This is a genomic window from Dickeya sp. CFBP 2040 (genome assembly GCF_012273755.1).
GTDB classification, from domain to species: Bacteria; Pseudomonadota; Gammaproteobacteria; order Enterobacterales; family Enterobacteriaceae; genus Dickeya; species Dickeya poaceiphila.
The window spans coordinates 1-17,123 of the sequence record NZ_JAAVXH010000028.1 but is presented as its reverse complement, the minus strand read 5'-3'; the positions used below and the strand labels follow the sequence as shown (position 1 = coordinate 17,123).

Sequence of the window (17,123 nt, the reverse complement as noted above, 5' to 3'; positions counted from 1 at the left end):
AAAATTAACTAAAATTTAACTTATTGATGAGTATGAAAAAATAGTCAATTTCTGTGTTGTTATCTGGTCCGATGAGTGTAAAATTTAATCAGAGATAACCCTTTAATCAGGAGCCGCTATGATGTCCTATGTTATTTATCCTTGGTACCGGGTCGTTCTGCGTCGAACCGCTGTAGTGCTGCTTGGTTTGGCGGCGTTGCCGGTGATGGTGTTCTGGCGTGGTCGCGCTCGTTTTTATAGCTACTTGCATCGCGTCTGGCTTAAGACCAGCGACAAGCCGGTGTGGCTGGAACAGTCTGAACATGCTGCCAGCTATTTTTACTGATTGACTATCCGCTCAGGGAAGCCACCTGTGGCTGTTTTTTCTTCCGTGCGGTTGTTAGCGCTCGTCTCTTTTTTCTGTCTCTTTTCCTGTCTCTTTTGCTGACTATCTGACCTCCTTCCTCTGCGTAGCTGTCATAGGCTCTGCTATGCTATTGCGATAGCATTCTCTTTTAATCAAGGAGATACCATGACTGTCGGGCAGCAGCGCGACTCCGATTCTTACCCGCAGGCGCTGCGGTTACGGTATGGGCACTTATTTTTCAGCAGTACGTTAAGGATGGTTCATGACTACACATCTGGTTTGGTTTCGTCACGATTTACGCCTTACCGATAATCTGGCGTTGCACGCCGCCTGTCAGGACCCTGAAGCACGGGTTGAAGCGGTGTTTATCGCCACGCCGCAACAGTGGGCCAGCCATACGATGGCGTCGTGTCAGGCTGCTTTCCTGTTGGGTAATTTGCGTTGTTTGCAGCAAGTGCTGCGGGAGAAAGGTATCCCGCTGCACTACCATCAGTGTAATGATTTTGCCGCCAGTGTGCGTTGGCTAACAGATTTCTGCCGTGAGCGTCAGGTAACGCAGTTATTTTACAACCGTCAGTATGAGTGGAATGAGCGTCAGCGTGATAAACAACTGGAACAGGCGCTGGCGGGGGTGACCGATTGCCGCGGATTTGACGACAGCCTGTTGTTGCCGCCTGGCAGCGTGGTTACCGCGTCTGGCGACATGTACAAGGTGTTTACGCCATTTCGTGCGGCCTTTATCAAACGTCTGCAACAATCTGATGTCAGTTCGATGCCTGCGCCGGCAGCCCGCCAGCAGGGGAATGTCGTGCTCTCATCGCTGGCGCCGTTCGACTATCCGCAAACCGACGTTCACGCCGATTTCCCGGTTGGAGAACCAGCTGCCTTGCAGCGCCTGCGCCAGTTCTGCCGCGAGCAGGTCGCGTTCTACCATGAACAGCGTGACCAGCCTGCGCGAGCCGCGACCAGCAAGTTGTCGCCGTATCTGGCGCTGGGGGTACTGTCGCCACGTCAGTGTTTCAATCGGCTACGTGTGGAACACCCGGACTGGTTAACCCGGCTAGAAAGCGGTGCGTTTGTCTGGTTCAGCGAGCTGGTGTGGCGCGAGTTTTACCGTCACCTGCTGGTGTTCAGCCCCGTGTTGTGCAAGCACCAGCCGTTTATTGGCTGGACGCAGCGTGTCGCGTGGCGTAACGCGCCAGATGAGCTGGCGGCGTGGCAGCGGGGAGAAACCGGTTATCCCATCGTTGATGCGGCGATGCGGCAGTTGAATCAGACGGGCTGGATGCACAACCGACTACGGATGATATGCGCCAGTTTTTTGGTGAAAGACCTGCTGATCGACTGGCGTGAAGGCGAGCGCTATTTCATGAGCCAGTTGCTGGACGGCGATTTGGCGGCCAATAACGGCGGCTGGCAGTGGGCGGCATCCACCGGCACCGATGCCGCGCCTTATTTCCGTATTTTCAACCCTACCACGCAGGGGGAGCGTTTCGACCCGGACGGCGAGTTCATCCGACGCTGGGTACCGGAGCTGGCGCAGATTCCGGGCAAGGAGATTCATCATCCTCATGACTGGGCGGCCCGTCAGCACCGACGCATCGACTATCCAGCGCCGATTGTTGACCATAAACAGGCACGTACGCGTACACTGGCGGCATTCGACGCCGCTAAAAAGAATGAAACGGCATGATCGCCACAACAGACACAAGGAGCACAAAACTATGCGTAATACTGAACTGGAAAGCCTGATTAACGGCTTTCTCAATGTGGCGGCGTTTCAGGACTACGGCCCTAATGGGTTACAGGTGGAAGGGCGCAGCGAGGTACGGCGTATTGTCACCGGCGTCACTGCCTGCCAGGCATTGCTGGATGCCGCTGTAGCGCAGCAGGCTGATGCGGTGCTGGTGCATCACGGCTATTTCTGGCGCAACGAACCGGCGGTGATACGCGGCATGAAACGTCAGCGCCTGAAAACCCTGCTGGCGAATAACCTCAACCTGTATGGTTACCACCTGCCGCTGGATGCCCACCCGGACGTGGGCAACAACGCCCGGCTGGCGGCGATGCTGGATATTCGGGTGCAGGGGGAAATTGAGTCGCTGTTGCCATACGGTGAACTGGCCGAGCCTTGCAGCGGTGACGATTTACGTCACAGGCTGGAAACGGTGCTGGAGCGACCGGTTCTGCATTGCGGCGACCATGCGCCTGCGCAGATCCGGCGTATTGCCTGGTGTACCGGCGGCGGACAAAGCTTTATCGATCAGGCGGCTGATTTTGGCGTTGACGCTTTTATCACCGGCGAAGTGTCGGAAAAAACCATCCATACCGCCCGTGAAATGGGGCTGCATTTCTATGCTGCCGGTCATCATGCAACCGAGCGAGCCGGTATCCGCGCATTAGGCGAGTGGCTGGCGTCGCAACACGGCTTTGAGGTGACATTTATTGATATCCCCAATCCGGCGTAATTGAGGCTGGACGTACATGATGCAATAGCGGAATGAGGCAGATGACATCAGGCGGGAGGAAAAATGCAACGCGCACGCTGTTATTTATTGGGTGAGAGAACGGTGGTGTTGGAGCTGGAACCACCGCTGAGGCTGGAAAGCCAGCAGCGGATCTGGGGACTGGCGGAGCGTTTGACCGGGCACGATGATGTCAGCGAGGTGATTCCCGGCATGAACAACCTGACGGTGGTGCTCAGGAACCCTGGTCAACAGGCGCTGGATGCTATTGAGCGGCTGCAACGCTGGTGGGAAGAGAGTGACTCGCTTACCGACGTACAACAGCGTGAGGTAGACATTCCGGTAATCTATGGCGGCGAACACGGGCCAGACTTGAATGTCGTGGCGGAACACTGTGGCATGACTGCGCAACAGGTGGTGGAGCGTCATGCCGCCGGGCGTTATGTGGTCTATTTCCTCGGTTTCCAGCCCGGCTTCCCCTATCTTGGCGGGTTGGATGAGGCACTGTCTACACCGCGCCGCGCCGAACCACGCCTGCAGGTGCCTGCCGGTTCGGTAGGCATCGGCGGCAGCCAGACCGGTGTTTATCCACTCAGCACACCGGGTGGCTGGCAGTTGATTGGCCGCACCTCGCTGGCGTTGTTCCAGCCGATGCAAACGCCGCCTACGCTGCTCAAACCGGGGGACCGGGTGCGTTTCGTACCCCAGCGGGAGGGCGTATGCTGAAAGTTATCCGGGCAGGATTGCAGACCACGGTCCAGGATCTTGGGCGTACGGGGTGGCGACAATTAGGCATCAGCCAGTGCGGCGCGCTGGATAGCCCGGCGCTAACACTTGCCAATCTGTTGGTGGGGAATGAAACGAACGCGGCGGCGCTGGAAATTACACTGGGGCAACTGGTGGTCACATTTACCACGCCGTGCTGGATAGCGTTGACCGGTGCAGACTGCCACGCCGTACTGGATGGTAAAACGTTGTGGACCGGGTGGTGCTTCGCTGTACAAAAGGGGCAGACACTGCGTCTGCGATCGCCGCGCAATGGGATGCGCAGTTATCTGGCGGTGTCTGGCGGTATTGCGGTGCCGGAAGTGCTCGGTTCGCGCAGTACCGATCTCAACGCCGGAATCGGTGGACTGGAAGGACGCCCACTGGCGGATGGCGATACCTTGCCACTGGGAAAACCGTGGCGTTTGCCTGGCCGTTCTGTCGGGGTTAAGCAACTACTGTTCAGCAATCGGGTACGTGTATTGCCAGGGCCGGAGTATCAGGCGTTCAGTGAAGCGGCGCGCGACAATTTCTGGCGTACTGGCTGGCATCTTAGCCCACAGAGCAACCGTATGGGGTATCGTCTGTTGGGGCCGGCGTTGATGCTTGAAAAACCACGGGAAATGTTGTCGCATGGTCTGCTACCAGGGGTCATTCAGGTGCCGCACAGCGGTAAGCCGATTGTGCTGATGGCCGATGCCCAAACGACTGGCGGCTATCCACGCATTGGCTGTGTGATTGAAGCTGACTTGTACCACATGGCGCAGTTGCGCCTGGGTGAACCGGTTCACTTTATTCGTTGTTTTCTGGATGAGGCACAGCGAGCATTACAAGAGCAGCACCGCTATCTGGAACAATTGGCTTGGAGGCTACATGGTAATTGATTTGAATGCTGATTTGGGAGAGGGCGGCCAACATGACGAGGCGCTGTTACAACTGGTTTCCTCTGCTAATATCGCCTGCGGTTTTCATGCCGGCGATGCTGACATGATGCGTCAGTCAGTGCGCTGGGCTATCCAGTATGGTGTAGCAATTGGCGCTCACCCAAGTTTTTTCGACCGTGAAAACTTCGGTCGATCGGCGATGAATGTGCCGCCGGAAACGGTTTATGCACAGGTGCTATACCAAATTGGCGCGCTGGCAGCGATTATCAAAGCAGAAGGTGCACGCCTGTTTCACGTCAAACCCCACGGTATGCTCTACAATCAGGCGGCGCGCGACCCCGCGCTGGCAGAGGCCATTGCCCATGCGGTGGCGGCAGTTGATCCGTCGTTATGTCTGGTCGGGCTGGCGGGGAGTGAGCTGATTCGTGCCGGTAAACGCGCCGGACTGAAAACCCGTCAGGAGGTTTTCGCTGACCGTAACTATCAGGCCGATGGTTCGCTGGTGCCGCGTGATCAGCCTGCTGCTGTGATCAGTAGTGACGAGTTGGCGCTGGCTCAGACACTGGAAATGGTGCAGCGTCAGCGGGTGCGTGCCAGTAACGGCAGTTGGGTTGCGGTGCAGGCAGAAACCGTTTGTTTGCATGGTGACAATGCTCATGCGCTGAGCTTTGCCCGTCGGCTACGGGAAAGTTTTGTTCAGTACGGCATACAGGTTATGGCCCGATAATCAGGAAATAATGGCCAGCTTTTTCTGTGGCTGAAAGGCGAGATGTCTATATTTCACTTTTAAAAAAGGTCGGGTAAAAAACCCGACCTGAGTATCTGGTATGCAGATAGCGCCGTTGTGCTTAAGGTTTGGTCGTTAATGGCGTGAAATCGCGCTCGGCATGACCGGTATACAACTGACGCGGACGAGCAATCTTCAGCCCGTCGTCGTGCATTTCGCTCCAGTGAGCAATCCAGCCGACGGTACGTGCCATAGCAAAAATCACCGTAAACATGGTAGACGGAATTCCCATGGCTTTCAGGATAATGCCGGAGTAGAAGTCTACGTTCGGGTAAAGTTTGCGCTCGATGAAGTACGGGTCGTTCAGTGCGATGTTTTCCAGCTCCATCGCCACTTCCAGTAAGTCATCTTTGGTACCCAGTTCTTTAAGCACTTCGTGGCAGGTCTGGCGCATAACGGTGGCGCGCGGGTCGTAATTCTTGTACACACGGTGACCAAAGCCCATCAGGCGGAACGAGTCGTTCTTGTCCTTGGCGCGTTTGATGAATTCTGGAATATGCTCAACCGAGCTGATCTCTTCCAACATGCGCAGACAGGCTTCGTTGGCGCCGCCGTGAGCCGGTCCCCATAGCGAAGCGATGCCCGCGGCGATACAGGCGAATGGGTTGGCACCGGAAGACCCGGCGGTACGCACGGTGGAGGTGGAAGCGTTCTGCTCATGGTCTGCATGAAGAATCAGAATGCGGTCCATGGCGCGTTCCAGCACCGGATTCACGACATACTCTTCGCACGGCGTTGCAAACATCATACGCAGGAAGTTACCAGAGTAGGACAGGTCATTGCGCGGATACACGAACGGCTGACCAATGGAGTATTTGTAACACATCGCCGCCACGGTCGGCATTTTTGACAGCAGACGATAGGCGGCAATCTCACGATGGCGCTCGTTAGCGATATCCAGCGAATCATGATAGAAGGCTGCCAGCGCACCGGTTACGCCGCACAGTACCGCCATGGGATGAGAGTCGCGGCGAAAGCCGTGGAACAGACGCGTAATCTGCTCGTGAATCATGGTGTGGCGAGTAACAGTGGTTTTGAAGGTGTCATACTGCTCTTGTGTCGGTGCTTCGCCAAACAGCAAAATATAACAGACTTCCAGATAGTTAGATTTCTCCGCCAGTTGTGCGATAGGGTAACCACGATGTAACAGAATGCCCTGATCGCCATCAATGTAAGTGATCTTGGATTCGCAGGATGCGGTAGAAGTGAAACCGGGATCAAATGTGAAATAACCTTTAGAACCGAGGCTACGAATATCAATTTCATCGTTGCCAAGCGTACCAGACAGGACATTTAGCTCAATAGCGTCTTTACCGTCTATTGTAAGTGTTGCTTTTTTTTCAGCCATTTACAGTCTCCTTAGCGCTTTAATCTTTAATTTTAAAAATTTGTCACTGCAGAAATACCGTCATGCCCGCACGCTGGACAAAGGAAACAGACCAGGTGTCACTCTGTAAGTTAGGAACAGACCGGGTACAGAGTTGACTGTATCGCCATACGACCACAGTCAGGATGAACACGTTACTCTCCCTGCTTGGGTACTAACCCTGTCCTACTATCTCTAATTATAGCTAGTACTTATCACTTTTCAGGGGGACTTTGCTTTCCACTGTTACATAACTTTGATGAATGGGAAAGCGTTACCGATAAGCTTTAACAAACAGGACAAAGGATTTCTTGGGCCTTAGTTGTAATTTAAATGTTTAAGATTTGTCAAATCAGATAATTAATTTTATATAAATTGTGAAATTCGTGATCTTAATCACTGTTCAGGGCAAATGTGCCCAAACAGTTTGTAGGGTAATTGTAATGGGAATGTGAAGTGCCTATACTGCCGCCAGGTCTCCGGAATACCCTGCAGTAGGAGCACCCAGTGTGATCGGTTTGTGCGGATGAAAATAAAGGACAGTTATTCAGCCGCGCATTGACAGAGACAAGCATCATCTCATCGTTCACACTGTCTGACCCCACAACAGGTCCGGAGGAAGAAAATAATAAAAGCTGTGTGGGCAAACTCGTGAAAAAACAAAGACCTGTCAATCTGGATCTACAAACGGTCCGATTCCCCGTTACCGCGATAGCATCTATTCTTCACCGTGTCTCCGGCGTTATTACGTTTGTTGCTGTGGGTGCTCTGTTGTGGTTGCTCGGCCTCTCACTCTCTTCACCAGAAGGATTTGCTCAAGCAGCGGCTATCATGGGCAGCTTCATCGTGAAATTCATTGTCTGGGGCATCCTGACCGCACTGGCCTATCATATTGTAGGTGGTCTGCGTCATCTGCTGATGGATTTCGGCTATATCGAAGAAAACTTCGCAGCGGGATCTCGTTCTGCAAAAATCTCTTTCATCATTACTGTCGTGCTTTCATTTTTGGCTGGAGTCCTCGTATGGTAAGCAATGCCTCCGCATTGGGGCGTAATGGCGTACACGATTGGTTGTTACTTCGCGCTTCTGCCATCGTCATCGTGCTGTATGTCCTTTATATCGTTGGTTTTGTGGCCAGTGCGGGTCACATCACGTATGAAGTCTGGCGTGGTTTCTTCGCCATGCATCTCACCAAGGTGTTCACCCTGCTGACGCTGTTCGCCATTCTGGTCCATGCCTGGATCGGGATGTGGCAGGTGTTGACTGACTACATCAAACCGCTGGCTGTCCGGCTGACTTTGCAGCTGGCTATCGTGGTCGCCTTGTTGGTGTACGTCATTTATGGAACTGTTGTGGTGTGGGGTGCCTAATGAATTTGCCAGTCAGAGAGTTTGATGCCGTTGTTGTCGGCGCAGGTGGTGCAGGTATGCGCGCTGCGCTGCAGATTTCCCAAATGGGGCTGTCTTGTGCCCTGTTGTCAAAAGTGTTCCCGACCCGTTCTCATACCGTATCTGCTCAAGGTGGTATTACGGTAGCGCTGGGCAATACCCACGAGGATAATTGGGAATGGCACATGTATGACACCGTAAAAGGTTCCGACTATATCGGTGATCAGGATGCGATTGAATATATGTGTAAAACCGGTCCGGAAGCGATTCTGGAGCTGGAACACATGGGATTGCCGTTTTCCCGTCTCGATGATGGTCGTATTTATCAACGCCCGTTCGGCGGTCAGTCCAAGAATTTCGGCGGCGAGCAGGCTGCCCGTACTGCGGCGGCAGCGGACCGTACCGGCCACGCGCTGTTGCATACGCTGTATCAGCAGAACCTGAAAAACCACACGACGATTTTTTCCGAATGGTATGCACTGGATCTGGTGAAAAACCAGGATGGCGCTGTGGTCGGGTGCACGGCTATCTGCATTGAAACCGGCGAAGTCGTCTATTTCAAAGCCCGCGCCACGGTGCTGGCAACCGGTGGTGCAGGTCGTATTTATCAATCCACCACCAATGCCCACATCAACACGGGCGATGGTGTCGGCATGGCGCTGCGTGCGGGTGTTCCGGTGCAGGACATGGAAATGTGGCAGTTCCATCCAACCGGAATTGCCGGCGCCGGCGTGCTGGTGACCGAAGGTTGCCGCGGCGAGGGCGGTTACCTGTTGAACAAACACGGTGAGCGTTTCATGGAGCGTTATGCACCTAATGCCAAAGATCTGGCTGGGCGCGATGTGGTCGCTCGTTCCATTATGATTGAAATCCGCGAGGGCCGTGGTTGTGATGGCCCGTGGGGCCCACATGCCAAACTGAAATTGGATCATCTGGGCAAAGAAGTGCTTGAGTCCCGTCTGCCGGGGATTCTGGAATTGTCCCGTACCTTTGCTCACGTAGACCCGGTGAAAGAGCCGATTCCGGTTATTCCTACCTGCCATTACATGATGGGCGGTATTCCGACCAAGGTTACCGGTCAGGCCTTGACAGTGAATGAGAAGGGCGAAGACGTGGTGATTCCGGGTCTGTTCGCCGTGGGTGAGATTGCCTGTGTATCGGTACACGGTGCCAACCGTTTAGGCGGTAATTCGCTGCTCGACCTGGTGGTGTTTGGTCGTTCAGCCGGTATGCACCTGCAGGAGTCTCTGGCTGAACAGGGGGCAACCCGTGATGCCAGCGATTCTGATGTCGAAGCCTCGCTGGAACGCCTTAACCGCTGGAATAATTCCCGTTCAGGTGAAGATCCGGTGGAAATCCGCAAAGCGTTGCAATCGTGTATGCAGAACAATTTCTCGGTCTTCCGTGAAGGCGACGCCATGGCGAAAGGGCTGGAAGAACTGAAAGTGATCCGCGAGCGTCTCAAAAATGCCCGTCTGGACGACTCGTCAAGCGAGTTTAACACCCAGCGTATCGAATGCCTGGAGTTGGATAACTTGATGGAAACGGCTTATGCCACTGCGGTATCAGCAAATTTCCGTACTGAAAGCCGTGGTGCCCACAGCCGATTCGACTATCCTGATCGTGATGACGAGAATTGGTTATGCCATTCGCTGTATCAACCGCAAACCGAAAGCATGACGCGCCGTGAGGTGAACATGCAGCCTAAACTGCGTCCGGCGTTCCCGCCGAAAGTGCGTACCTATTAATTTTGCGGAGAGAAAGCGATGAAACTTGAATTTTCCATTTATCGTTACAACCCGGATGTCGATAACGCTCCGCACATGCAGGATTATACGCTGGAAGCGGAAGAAGGCCGCGACATGATGATGCTGGATGCGTTAATCCTCCTCAAAGAGCAGGACCCAACGTTGGCGTTTCGCCGCTCCTGCCGTGAAGGTGTGTGCGGGTCTGATGGCTTGAACATGAATGGCAAGAATGGGCTGGCTTGTATTACCCCTGTGTCCAGTCTGCGCAATGGCAATAGCAAAATTGTGATCCGCCCCCTACCGGGGCTGCCGGTTGTGCGTGATTTGGTAGTAGACATGGGACAGTTCTATGCCCAATATGAGAAAATCAAACCTTACTTGTTGAATAATGGGAAAAATCCTCCAGCCCGCGAACACCTGCAATCGCCGGAGCAACGGGAGAAACTTGATGGGTTGTACGAGTGCATCATGTGTGCCTGCTGTTCTACATCCTGTCCGTCGTTCTGGTGGAACCCGGATAAGTTTGTCGGGCCTGCAGGTCTGCTGGCAGCATACCGTTTCCTGATTGATAGCCGTGATACGGAAACCAAAGCACGTCTGGATGACCTGAATGATGCTTTCAGTGTATTCCGTTGTCACAGCATCATGAACTGCGTCAGCGTCTGTCCGAAAGGGCTGAACCCGACGCGAGCTATCGGTCACATCAAATCGATGTTGTTGCAGCGTAGCGCTTGAGTTTCAGACGTATATAGCAAATTGTTCCCCCGCCTTAACGCGGGGGAACGACAGGAAACCTTTAAAAGCTGGCTCACGCGCCTGAACCGTCTTTTAAAGGTTCCTTCGGGATAGGAATATCCGCATTGTGCGTGTAACCAGGCACAGTAAGTGAACCGTTTTACGGTCATCCGTTTTATAACGGCAAGATAAGACATATTAACCACGGCGAAAACTAAAGCTTATTAGCTTAAGGGATCACAATGCAGAACGGCGCAATGAAGGCCTGGCTGGATTCCTCCTATCTGGCGGGCGCGAACCAGTCCTACATAGAGCAGCTCTATGAAGATTTTTTAACCGACCCAGATTCTATCGATCACAGCTGGCGTTCGATTTTTCAACAACTTCCTACCACTGGGGTTAAACCGGACCAACTTCACTCCAAAACCCGCGACTATTTTCGGCGTCTGGCGAAGGATGCTTCTCGTTATACTTCTTCCATTACTGACCCTGACAGTGATGCCAAGCAAGTTAAAGTATTGCAGCTGATTAACGCTTTTCGTTTCCGTGGTCATCAGAATGCTGATCTTGATCCACTGGGCTTGTGGAAGCAGGAACATGTAGCGGATCTGGAACTGGCTTACCACAACCTGACTGATGATGATCTGAAAGAGAGCTTTAACGTCGGCTCGTTCGCTATCGGCAAAGAAACTATGCCGCTTGGCGAATTGTATGCGGTGCTTAAGCAGACTTACTGCGGCTCGATTGGCGCGGAATATATGCATATCACCAATACCGAGGAAAAACGCTGGATTCAGCAGCGTATTGAATCGGTGGTAGGGCAGCCAAGTTTTACTGTTGAGGAAAGAAAACGTTTCCTGAAAGAATTAACGGCTGCTGAAGGGCTGGAACGCTATCTGGGGGCTAAGTTCCCTGGCGCCAAGCGCTTCTCGCTGGAAGGGGGCGATGCGCTGATCCCGATGTTGAAGGAAATGATCCGTCACGCGGGTAAAAATGGTACGCGCGAAGTGGTGATGGGGATGGCCCACCGTGGTCGCCTCAACGTGCTAGTGAACGTGATGGGGAAAAAAACCCAGGATCTGTTTGACGAGTTTTCCGGTAAGCACAAAGACCATCTTGGCACAGGTGACGTGAAGTACCATCAGGGTTTCTCATCGGATATGGAAACCGAAGGTGGTAAGGTCCATTTGGCGCTGGCGTTTAACCCGTCGCATCTGGAGATTGTAAGCCCGGTGGTAATGGGTTCGGTACGTGCCCGTATTGATCGTCTGGACAACCCCAGTAGTTCGCTGGTGCTGCCGATCACCATTCATGGCGATGCTGCGATTGCTGGTCAGGGCGTAGTTCAGGAAACCCTGAATATGTCCAAAGCTCGTGGTTATGAGGTAGGCGGAACCATTCGCATCGTCATCAACAACCAAATTGGTTTTACCACATCTAATCCGCGCGATGCACGTTCTACAGAATACTGTACCGATATCGGTAAGATGGTGCAGGCGCCGATCTTCCACGTCAATGCTGATGATCCTGAAGCGGTGGCATTTGTTACTCGTCTGGCATTGGATTTCCGTAATACCTTCCAACGTGATGTATTCATCGATCTGGTCTGTTACCGCCGTCACGGCCACAACGAAGCTGATGAGCCGAGCGCTACCCAGCCGGTCATGTACCAGAAGATCAAGAAACATCCGACGCCTCGTAAAATTTATGCTGATCGCCTGGAGCAACATCGGGTGGCAACGCTGGAAGATGCTACCGAGATGGTCAACCTTTACCGCGATGCGTTGGATGCTGGTGAATGCGTGGTAGATGAGTGGCGTCCAATGGATATGCAGTCCTTTACCTGGATGTCTTATCTCCACCATGAGTGGGACGAGCCTTATCCGCATAAAGTGGAAACCAAGCGTCTGCAGGAACTGGCTCGGCGTATCAGTGAAGTGCCTCAAGCATTGGAAATGCAACCGCGTGTCGCCAAGATTTATAACGACCGTGCTGAAATGGCAGCGGGTGAGAAATTGTTTGACTGGGGTGGCGCTGAAACGCTGGCGTACGCAACCTTGGTGGATGAAGGCATTCCTGTTCGCCTGTCTGGCGAAGATGCCGGTCGTGGTACCTTCTTCCATCGTCATGCGGTGGTACACAACCAGAAAGGGGGTTCCACTTATACGCCGCTGGCGCATGTTCACAATGCCCAGGGGGTTTTTAATGTTTGGGATTCGGTGCTGTCTGAGGAAGCCGTGCTGGCGTTCGAATACGGCTATGCCACAGCCGAACCACGTACGCTGACTATCTGGGAAGCGCAATTTGGTGACTTTGCCAATGGCGCGCAGGTGGTGATTGATCAGTTCATCAGTTCCGGTGAACAGAAATGGGGTCGTATGTGCGGTCTGGTCATGTTGCTGCCGCACGGTTACGAAGGTCAGGGACCAGAGCACTCCTCTGCACGCCTTGAGCGCTATTTGCAACTGTGTGCCGAGCAGAATATGCAGGTCTGCGTTCCGTCAACGCCGGCGCAGGTCTACCATATGTTACGTCGCCAGGCGTTGCGCGGTATGCGCCGTCCGCTGGTGGTGATGTCGCCGAAATCTCTGCTGCGCCATCCGCTGGCGATTTCCACGCTGGATGAACTGGCTAATGGACAGTTCCAGCCCGCGATAGGGGAAATTGACGAACTGGATCCAAAAGCAGTGAAGCGTGTCGTGCTGTGTTCCGGCAAGGTTTACTATGATTTACTGGAGCAGCGTCGCAAGAATGAACAGAACGATGTGGCGATAGTGCGTATTGAACAGTTGTATCCGTTCCCGCATCAGGCTGTACAGGCTGCGCTTGAACCATTCGCCCACGTACATGATTTTGTCTGGTGTCAGGAAGAGCCTCTGAACCAGGGTGCATGGTATTGCAGCCAGCACCACCTTCGTGAGGCGATTCCTTTTGGCGCCTCGTTGCGGTATGCCGGTCGCCCGGCCTCTGCTTCACCCGCCGTTGGCTATATGTCCGTACACCAGAAACAACAGCAAGCTCTGGTTGATGACGCGCTGAACGTTAATTAAATAAATAAGGATAGATGATGAGTAGCGTAGATATTCTTGTACCTGATCTGCCTGAATCAGTAGCTGATGCCACTGTCGCTACCTGGCACAAGAAACCGGGCGATAGCGTCCAGCGAGATGACGTGCTGGTTGAGATTGAAACCGATAAAGTTGTACTCGAAGTTCCTGCAATTGCAGCCGGCGTGTTGGAAGCGGTGCTGGAAGCAGAAGGTGCCACTGTAACATCTCGCCAGGTGCTGGGTCGTTTGCGCCCTGGAGACAACTCCGGGAAAGAAACCAGCGAAAAAGCACAGAGCAAAGAATCAACGCCTGCACAGCGCCATACTGCTGGACTGGAAGATGAAAATAACGACGCGTTGAGTCCGGCGATTCGCCGCCTGATTGCGGAGCACGATCTGGATGCCTCTGCCATTAAAGGTAGCGGTGTTGGTGGGCGTATCACTCGTGAAGACGTGGAAAAACATCTGGCTAGTCAGAAGGTTGCCAGCAAACCGGCGCAGGCGTCAGCTGCCACGCCGGCTTCCTCTGCACCAGCGTTGGGGAACCGTAGCGAGAAACGTGTTCCTATGACTCGTCTGCGTAAGCGCGTAGCCGAGCGTTTGCTGGAAGCGAAAAATAGTACCGCTATGCTGACTACGTTCAACGAAGTCAACATGCAACCGATTATGGATCTGCGCAAGCAGTATGGTGAGGCGTTTGAAAAACGCCACGGCGTGCGTCTGGGTTTCATGTCCTTCTATATCAAAGCTGTGGTTGAGGCATTAAAACGTTATCCAGAAGTGAATGCGTCTATTGATGGCGAAGATGTGGTTTACCATAACTACTTTGACGTCAGTATCGCTGTGTCGACCCCGCGCGGTCTGGTAACGCCAGTACTGAAAGATGTCGATTTGCTGGGTATGGCTGAAATCGAGAAGAAAATCAAAGAGCTGGCGGTAAAAGGCCGTGACGGTAAATTAACTGTTGAAGAGCTGACCGGCGGTAACTTCACCATTACCAACGGCGGCGTGTTTGGTTCTCTGATGTCAACCCCAATTATCAACCCGCCACAAAGTGCAATTCTGGGGATGCATGCCATCAAAGATCGCCCAATGGCGGTGGATGGCCAGGTTGTGATCCTGCCAATGATGTATCTGGCGCTGTCTTACGATCATCGTCTGATTGATGGTCGGGAGTCAGTCGGTTTCCTGGTTACAGTTAAAGAGATGCTGGAAGACCCGGCACGCTTACTGCTGGATGTCTGACCCGTTGCAGATTAAAGGCGGCTGACCTGCGCTCTGCTGCCTTTAATTATGTGCTATGCAGGCCGTTGCGAATGAGCGGCGGCGTTATCCACGACAGAGAGTCTCTGGACTTTTTTCAAACTTAAATGGATATAACATCATGAATTTACATGAGTATCAGGCAAAACAGCTCTTTGCTCGGTATGGTTTACCGGCACCGACCGGTTACGCCTGCACAACACCGCGCGAAGCGGAAGAAGCTGCATCCAAGATTGGTGCCGGTCCGTGGGTTGTTAAATGTCAGGTGCACGCTGGTGGTCGCGGCAAGGCTGGCGGTGTGAAACTGGTTAATAGCAAAGAAGAGATCCGCGCTTTTGCTGAAAACTGGCTGGGTAAACGTCTGGTAACCTATCAAACGGATGCCAACGGTCAGCCGGTTCATCAGATTCTGGTGGAAGGTGCGACAGATATTGATAAAGAGCTTTATCTGGGCGCGGTTGTTGATCGTGGTACTCGTCGAGTGGTGTTCATGGCCTCTACCGAGGGCGGCGTTGAGATTGAAAAAGTTGCAGAAGAAACACCACACCTGATTCACAAAGTTGCACTGGATCCATTGACCGGCCCTCAGCCGTATCAAGGACGTGAACTGGCGTTCAAGCTGGGCTTGAATGGCAAGCAGGTAGCTCAGTTCACCAAAATTTTCATGGGGCTGGCGACGCTGTTCCTGGAACGTGATCTGGCGTTAGTAGAAATCAACCCGTTGGTTATCACCAAACAGGGAGACTTGGTTTGTCTGGACGGCAAGCTGGGTGCTGACGGTAATGCTTTGTTCCGCCAACCGGAACTGCGCGAAATGCGTGACCACTCCCAGGAAGATGCGCGCGAAGCTCATGCGGCGCAGTGGGAACTGAACTATGTCGCGCTGGATGGCAACATCGGTTGCATGGTGAATGGCGCAGGTCTGGCGATGGGTACCATGGACATCGTGAAGCTGCACGGTGGTTCACCAGCTAACTTCCTTGACGTGGGCGGCGGCGCAACCAAAGAACGTGTGACCGAAGCGTTCAAAATCATTTTGTCCGACGATAAGGTAAAAGCGGTACTGGTAAATATTTTCGGTGGTATCGTGCGTTGCGACCTGATTGCCGACGGTATTATTGGCGCGGTAGCTGAAGTGGGTGTGAACGTTCCGGTAGTGGTGCGCCTGGAAGGCAATAATGCTGAACTGGGAGCGCAAAAACTGGCGGACAGTGGTCTGAATATCATTGCTGCGACCAGCCTGACGGATGCGGCTCAGCAAGTGGTTGCTGCAGTGGAGGGTAAATAATGTCCATTCTGATCGATAAAAACACCAAGGTCATCTGCCAGGGTTTTACCGGTAGCCAGGGGTCTTTTCATTCTGAGCAGGCGATTGCCTACGGTACGCAGATGGTTGGCGGCGTGACGCCAGGTAAAGGCGGCACTGAACATCTGGGGCTGCCGGTATTCAACACCGTGCGTGAAGCGGTAGAAGCCACTGGCGCGACGGCATCGGTTATTTATGTACCGGCACCGTTCTGTAAAGATTCTATTCTGGAAGCCATTGATGCCGGTATTCAATTGGTTATCTGCATCACCGAAGGTATCCCAACGCTGGATATGCTGACGGTGAAAGTGAAGCTGGAGCAGAGCGGTGTGCGTATGATCGGCCCGAACTGTCCTGGGGTAATTACACCGGGCGCCTGCAAAATTGGCATCATGCCGGGTCACATTCATTTACCGGGCAAGGTGGGTATCGTTTCTCGCTCAGGTACGTTGACCTATGAAGCGGTGAAGCAGACTACGGATGCTGGTCTTGGCCAGTCAACCTGTGTAGGTATCGGTGGTGACCCTATTCCAGGTTCTAACTTTATCGATATTCTCAAGCTGTTCGAGCAGGATCCGCAGACCGAAGCTATCGTGATGATCGGTGAAATCGGTGGTACTGCAGAAGAAGAAGCGGCAGCTTATATTAAGGAACACGTTACCAAGCCGGTAGTAGGCTACATCGCTGGTGTGACTGCGCCAAAAGGCAAGCGAATGGGTCATGCCGGTGCGATTATCGCAGGTGGCAAAGGCACGGCGGATGACAAGTTCGCTGCCCTTGAAGCTGCCGGCGTTAAGACAGTGCGTAGTCTGGCTGACATCGGCGATGCGGTAAAAACGGTACTGGCGCGTTAAGCCGGGTACAGCGTATCGGAAGTAGTGTTTTAATGTTTAAAGTTCGACATGTTTTGGCCACCTTGGGTGGCCTTTTTTATATTTGAATCTTGTCGCAAAAATTCAGCCTGAAAGAAAAGATATTTAATCATAACGGCAACAATAAAATAACATTTGTTGCATTAATT

Annotated in this window: 15 protein-coding genes; 14 read left to right on the top strand and 1 reads right to left on the bottom strand. The window is 53.2% G+C overall.

Annotated elements, in window-relative coordinates; genetic code table 11:
* The first annotated feature begins 118 nt into the window (after nucleotides 1–118).
* From Dpoa2040_RS03855 to pxpA, 6 genes are all read left to right on the top strand, one after another.
* Entirely contained in the window at nucleotides 119–325 is a 207-nt protein-coding gene (locus Dpoa2040_RS03855; protein ID WP_146411416.1) for a YbfA family protein, read from the top strand.
* A 283-nt stretch (nucleotides 326–608) separates the two neighbouring features.
* Nucleotides 609–2,039, top strand: a complete 1,431-nt coding sequence (gene phrB / locus Dpoa2040_RS03850; protein WP_168640372.1) for a deoxyribodipyrimidine photo-lyase — start codon at nucleotides 609–611, stop codon at nucleotides 2,037–2,039.
* Between the two features lie 31 nt (nucleotides 2,040–2,070).
* Complete coding sequence (locus tag Dpoa2040_RS03845) at nucleotides 2,071–2,814, top strand: type 2 GTP cyclohydrolase I (protein WP_168640371.1); 744 nt, start codon at nucleotides 2,071–2,073, stop codon at nucleotides 2,812–2,814.
* Nucleotides 2,815–2,877: 63 nt separating this feature from the next.
* Nucleotides 2,878–3,537: a 5-oxoprolinase subunit PxpB gene (gene pxpB, locus Dpoa2040_RS03840; protein ID WP_168640370.1), complete on the top strand. Its 660-nt coding sequence runs from the start codon at nucleotides 2,878–2,880 to the stop codon at nucleotides 3,535–3,537.
* Nucleotides 3,531–4,460, top strand: a complete 930-nt coding sequence (gene pxpC / locus Dpoa2040_RS03835; RefSeq protein WP_168640369.1) for a 5-oxoprolinase subunit PxpC — start codon at nucleotides 3,531–3,533, stop codon at nucleotides 4,458–4,460. Before pxpB ends, pxpC begins: the two co-directional genes overlap by 7 nt.
* Nucleotides 4,450–5,187: a 5-oxoprolinase subunit PxpA gene (pxpA, locus tag Dpoa2040_RS03830; protein WP_042869528.1), complete on the top strand. Its 738-nt coding sequence runs from the start codon at nucleotides 4,450–4,452 to the stop codon at nucleotides 5,185–5,187. The genes pxpC and pxpA overlap by 11 nt, the downstream gene beginning before the upstream one ends.
* A gap of 121 nt (nucleotides 5,188–5,308) precedes the next feature.
* Here pxpA and Dpoa2040_RS03825 read toward each other — a convergent pair whose 3' ends face one another.
* Nucleotides 5,309–6,595, bottom strand: a complete 1,287-nt coding sequence (locus Dpoa2040_RS03825) for a citrate synthase (protein WP_168640368.1) — start codon at nucleotides 6,593–6,595, stop codon at nucleotides 5,309–5,311.
* Between the two features lie 657 nt (nucleotides 6,596–7,252).
* On the opposite strand from Dpoa2040_RS03825, the gene sdhC reads away from it, so the two are divergent.
* From sdhC to sucD, 8 genes are all read left to right on the top strand, one after another.
* Nucleotides 7,253–7,642, top strand: coding sequence for a succinate dehydrogenase cytochrome b556 subunit (gene sdhC, locus Dpoa2040_RS03820; protein WP_042869532.1), 390 nt, complete (start codon nucleotides 7,253–7,255; stop codon nucleotides 7,640–7,642).
* Nucleotides 7,636–7,983: a succinate dehydrogenase membrane anchor subunit gene (sdhD, locus tag Dpoa2040_RS03815; RefSeq protein ID WP_042869535.1), complete on the top strand. Its 348-nt coding sequence runs from the start codon at nucleotides 7,636–7,638 to the stop codon at nucleotides 7,981–7,983. Before sdhC ends, sdhD begins: the two co-directional genes overlap by 7 nt.
* The gene (gene sdhA, locus Dpoa2040_RS03810) at nucleotides 7,983–9,749 is read left to right on the top strand and encodes a succinate dehydrogenase flavoprotein subunit (RefSeq protein ID WP_168640367.1); all 1,767 of its coding nucleotides are present in this window, start codon (nucleotides 7,983–7,985) and stop codon (nucleotides 9,747–9,749) included. The genes sdhD and sdhA overlap by 1 nt, the downstream gene beginning before the upstream one ends.
* Nucleotides 9,750–9,767: 18 nt before the next feature.
* Nucleotides 9,768–10,484 (top strand): succinate dehydrogenase iron-sulfur subunit, encoded by a 717-nt coding sequence (locus Dpoa2040_RS03805; protein WP_168640366.1) that lies wholly within the window; start codon nucleotides 9,768–9,770, stop codon nucleotides 10,482–10,484.
* Nucleotides 10,485–10,726: 242 nt separating this feature from the next.
* Nucleotides 10,727–13,534 carry a 2-oxoglutarate dehydrogenase E1 component gene (gene sucA / locus Dpoa2040_RS03800; protein WP_042869541.1) on the top strand — a complete coding sequence of 936 codons (2,808 nt, stop codon included), beginning with the start codon at nucleotides 10,727–10,729 and terminating at the stop codon, nucleotides 13,532–13,534.
* Nucleotides 13,535–13,551: 17 nt separating this feature from the next.
* Nucleotides 13,552–14,778 carry a 2-oxoglutarate dehydrogenase complex dihydrolipoyllysine-residue succinyltransferase gene (gene odhB, locus Dpoa2040_RS03795; RefSeq protein ID WP_042869543.1) on the top strand — a complete coding sequence of 409 codons (1,227 nt, stop codon included), beginning with the start codon at nucleotides 13,552–13,554 and terminating at the stop codon, nucleotides 14,776–14,778.
* 139 nt (nucleotides 14,779–14,917) lie between these two features.
* Nucleotides 14,918–16,084 (top strand): ADP-forming succinate--CoA ligase subunit beta, encoded by a 1,167-nt coding sequence (sucC, locus tag Dpoa2040_RS03790; protein ID WP_042869545.1) that lies wholly within the window; start codon nucleotides 14,918–14,920, stop codon nucleotides 16,082–16,084.
* Entirely contained in the window at nucleotides 16,084–16,956 is an 873-nt protein-coding gene (gene sucD, locus Dpoa2040_RS03785; RefSeq protein ID WP_042869547.1) for a succinate--CoA ligase subunit alpha, read from the top strand. Before sucC ends, sucD begins: the two co-directional genes overlap by 1 nt.
* Nucleotides 16,957–17,123 lie beyond the last annotated feature (167 nt).